This is a genomic window from Streptomyces silaceus, from assembly GCF_001419745.1.
In the GTDB taxonomy this organism is placed as follows: domain Bacteria; phylum Actinomycetota; class Actinomycetes; order Streptomycetales; family Streptomycetaceae; genus Streptomyces; species Streptomyces silaceus.
Genome location: NZ_LIRJ01000319.1, coordinates 1 through 3,667, shown reverse-complemented (window position 1 = coordinate 3,667; position 3,667 = coordinate 1). Strand labels below are relative to the sequence as shown.

General features: G+C 73.8%; 4 protein-coding genes. All 4 read left to right on the top strand.

The features are described 5' to 3' along the window. Positions 1–129 precede the first annotated feature (129 nt). The gene (locus AOK22_RS40125; RefSeq protein ID WP_079036845.1) at positions 130–306 is read left to right on the top strand and encodes a Trm112 family protein; all 177 of its coding nucleotides are present in this window, start codon (positions 130–132) and stop codon (positions 304–306) included. Between the two features lie 57 nt (positions 307–363). Continuing rightward, the gene (locus AOK22_RS27140; protein ID WP_055701347.1) at positions 364–1,560 is read left to right on the top strand and encodes an SIS domain-containing protein; all 1,197 of its coding nucleotides are present in this window, start codon (positions 364–366) and stop codon (positions 1,558–1,560) included. A 64-nt stretch (positions 1,561–1,624) separates the two neighbouring features. Next, positions 1,625–2,776: a mannose-6-phosphate isomerase, class I gene (gene manA / locus AOK22_RS27135; RefSeq protein WP_055701346.1), complete on the top strand. Its 1,152-nt coding sequence runs from the start codon at positions 1,625–1,627 to the stop codon at positions 2,774–2,776. Between the two features lie 110 nt (positions 2,777–2,886). Continuing rightward, the coding region (locus AOK22_RS27130) for a cation diffusion facilitator family transporter (RefSeq protein ID WP_055701345.1) at positions 2,887–3,667 on the top strand (781 nt) is incomplete at its 3' end.

Here is a 3,667-nt window from a genome sequence, read left to right as displayed (position 1 = left end):
CACGGAGGTAGGCTGACCAGGCCGCATCCCGCGCGGCGGCGGCGCGGAATCCGCAGCGCCGGACCCGCGCGGACGCCCGCACCGCGGCGGCGCGCGACCCCACCACATCAGCTCGAAGGGACCCACCCCATGCCGCTCGAAGCCGGCCTCCTGGAGATCCTCGCCTGCCCGGCCTGCCACGCCCCCCTCAAGGAGACGGAGACCGAGCTGGTCTGCACGGCGGACGCCAAGGAGTGCGGCCTGGCCTACCCGGTCCGCGACGGCATCCCCGTCCTCCTGGTCGACGAGGCCCGCCGCCCCGCGTAAGGGCGCACACCAGCACCGCGCAGGAGACCGCGCACGGCGATCGGAGGCCTGACCCCCATGCTCGACGAGTCGCTGCTCGACGCCCCCGAGGCACTCGCTCTCGCCGACCGGCGCGGACTGCTGAGGGGCGCGGCGGAGGCGGGCGCCCGCGTCCGCACCGCGGTCCGGCACGCCACCGAGGCCGGGCTCACCGAGCTCAAGCCCGACGGCCGCCCCCGGGCCATCCTGATCGCGGGCCCCGGCACCGCCGCCGCCTGCGTCGCCGACCTCCTCGACGGCCTCGCCGGCGCGGGCTGCCCCGTGCTCCGGCTGGCCCCGACCGGCGTCGCCCCCGCCGGGGGAGCCCTGCGCTGGGCGCTGCCCGGCTGGGTCGGCCCCGTCGACCTGCTCCTCATCGCCACCCCCGACGGCACCGAACCGGGCCTCTCGCTCCTGGCCGACCAGGCCTACCGCCGCGGCTGCACGGTCGTCGCCGTCACCCCCGCCCGCACCCCCCTCGCCGAGAGCGTCGAGGGCAGCCACGGCCTGGCCGTCCCCATGGCCACCTCGCCGTACGGCGCGTTCGAGGGCCCGCACGACGAAGCCACCCGCTCCGCGTCCTACGAGGCGCGCCGCGTGGAGGACGAGGCCGCGCCCGGCGCCCCCGGCACCCTGTGGGCCCTCCTCGTCCCGCTGCTCGTGCTGCTCGACCGCACCGGCCTGCTCGCCGCCCCCGTCGACGCCCTGGAGAAGGTCGCCGATCGCCTCGACGGCGTCGCCGAGCGCTGCGGCCCGGCCATCGCGACGTACAGCAACCCGGCCAAGACCCTGGCCGCCGAGCTCGCCGAGGCCCTCCCGCTGATCTGGACCGAGGGCCGCTCCGCCGCGGCCGCGGGCCGCCGCTTCGCCGCCACCCTCGCCGAGCTGGCCGGGCACGCCGCCCTCGCCGCCGAGCTGCCCGAGGCCCTGCCCGCGCACGGCGCCCTCCTCGCGGGCACCCGGGCGGGCGGCGACGACACCGACGACTTCTTCCGCGACCGCGTCGACGACCCGGCGGCCCTGCGCCCCCGCGTCGTACTGCTGCGCGACCGGCCCACCGACGCCGGGGGCCTCACCGCCGCGCCCGCCGCCCGCGAACTCGCGCACGGCCACGACATCGCGCTCAGCGAGCTGGAGCCGGAGAGCGACGACGACCTGGAAGCGCTGGCGGAGCTGATCGCCGTCACGGATTTCGCCGCCGTTTACCTGGCGCTCGCCTCGGGGGACCGATCATGACCGCGACCGCTCAGGTCGCCGTCACCGTTCATTCGCGTACGCAGCAGTAAGGGAGATCCCCTCCGTGGACCGCCTCACCAACACCATCCGCCCCTACGCCTGGGGTTCCACCACCGCCATCGCCGAACTCCTCGGCGTGACACCGAGCGGTGAGCCGCAGGCCGAGATGTGGATGGGGGCCCACCCGGGCGCGCCCTCGCGCACCGGGCGCGGCGCGCTCAACGAGGTCATCGACGCGGACCCGGAGCACGAGCTCGGCAAGGAAGCGGTCGCCACGTTCGGCCCGCGCCTGCCCTTCCTCCTCAAGATCCTCGCCGCCGGCGCCCCGCTCTCCCTCCAGGTGCACCCCAACCTCGCCCAGGCCAAGGAGGGTTACGCGGACGAGGAGCGCCGCGGCGTCCCCGTCGACGCCCCGCACCGCAACTACAAGGACGCCAACCACAAGCCCGAACTGATCTGCGCCCTCACGCCGTTCGACGGCCTGTGCGGCTTCCGCGCCCCCGCCGAGACCGCGGACCTCCTGGAGGCCCTCGGCGTCGACTCCCTCAAGCCGTACGTCGACCTGCTGCGCGCCCACCCCGAAGAGGCCGCCCTGCGCGAGGTCCTCACCGCCGTACTGAGCGCCGACCCCGAGCAGATGGCCGAGACGGTCACCGAGGTCACGGCCGCCGCCCAGCGCCTCGGCGGTGCCTACGCGCCGTACGCCGGGATCGCCCACCACTACCCCGGCGACCCGGGCGTCATCGCGGCGATGCTCCTCAACCACGTCCAACTGCAGCCCGGCGAGGCCCTGTTCCTCGGCGCCGGCGTCCCGCACGCCTACCTCGACGGCCTCGGCGTCGAGATCATGGCCAACTCCGACAACGTCCTGCGCTGCGGCCTGACCCCCAAGCACGTCGACGTGCCCGAACTCCTGCGCATCGTCCGCTTCGAGGCGACCGACCCCGGCGTCCTGCGCCCCGAGGCGTCGGCCGACGGCGAAGAGGTCTACGACACCCCGATCGACGAGTTCCGCCTCTCCCGCTTCGTGCTCCCCGAAGGCGCGGCCGCCCACGACCTCACCGCCGCCACCCCGCAGATCCTGCTCTGCACGGCCGGCTCGGTCCGTGCCGGCGAACTGACCCTGGCGCCCGGTGAGTCCGCGTTCGTCCCCGCCGGAGAGAAGGCCGAAGTGTCCGGAGTCGGCACGGTTTTCCGTGCCACTGTGGTGGCCTGACGCACCAACGCCCTCTCGTGCTGCAACAATGACCCACCGCAAAGGCCGGGCAAAGCACCGCTCCGGCACCGTGGTCGGTACGTACGAAGGCGAAGGGACACCCCGCACTCATGAGCGCGTCAGGCGGAACAAAGGCGATTGTCGCGGCACTCGCCGCGAACCTCGCGATCGCGGTGGCGAAGTTCGTCGCGTTCATCTTCAGCGGCTCGTCCTCGATGCTGGCCGAGAGCGTCCACTCGCTCGCCGACTCCGGCAACCAGGGCCTGCTGCTCCTCGGCGGCAAGAAGGCCCAGCGCGAGGCGACCCCGCAGCACCCGTTCGGCTACGGCCGCGAGCGCTACATCTACGCCTTCCTCGTCTCCATCGTCCTCTTCTCGGTCGGCGGCATGTTCGCGATCTACGAGGGCTACGAGAAGATCAAGCACCCGCACGAGCTGGAGCACTGGTACTGGCCCGTCGGGGTCCTGGTGTTCGCGATCATCGCCGAGGGCTTCTCCTTCCGGACCGCCATCAAGGAGTCCAACCAGCTGCGCGGCGGCCTCTCCTGGAAGGAGTTCGTCCGCCGCGCCAAGGCCCCCGAGCTGCCCGTCGTCCTCCTGGAGGACTTCGGCGCGCTCGTCGGCCTGGTCCTCGCCCTCGGCGGCGTCGGCCTCGCGCTGGCCACCGGTGACGGCGTCTGGGACGGCATCGGCACGCTCTGCATCGGCATCCTGCTCATCCTGATCGCGATCGTCCTGGCGGCGGAGACCAAGTCCCTGCTGCTCGGCGAGGCCGCGGGCGTCGAGGAGGTCGCCAAGATCGAGAAGGCCCTGGTCGACGGCGACACGGTCACCAAGGTCATCCACATGCGCACGCTCCACCTCGGCCCCGAGGAACTCCTCGTCGCCGCCA

Coding starts and splice junctions, on each gene's coding strand:
- AOK22_RS27140 (WP_055701347.1), top strand. CDS start 364: ATGCTCGACGAGTCGCTGCTCGACGCCCCCGAGGCACTCGCTCTCGCC.
- AOK22_RS40125 (WP_079036845.1), top strand. CDS start 130: ATGCCGCTCGAAGCCGGCCTCCTGGAGATCCTCGCCTGCCCGGCCTGC.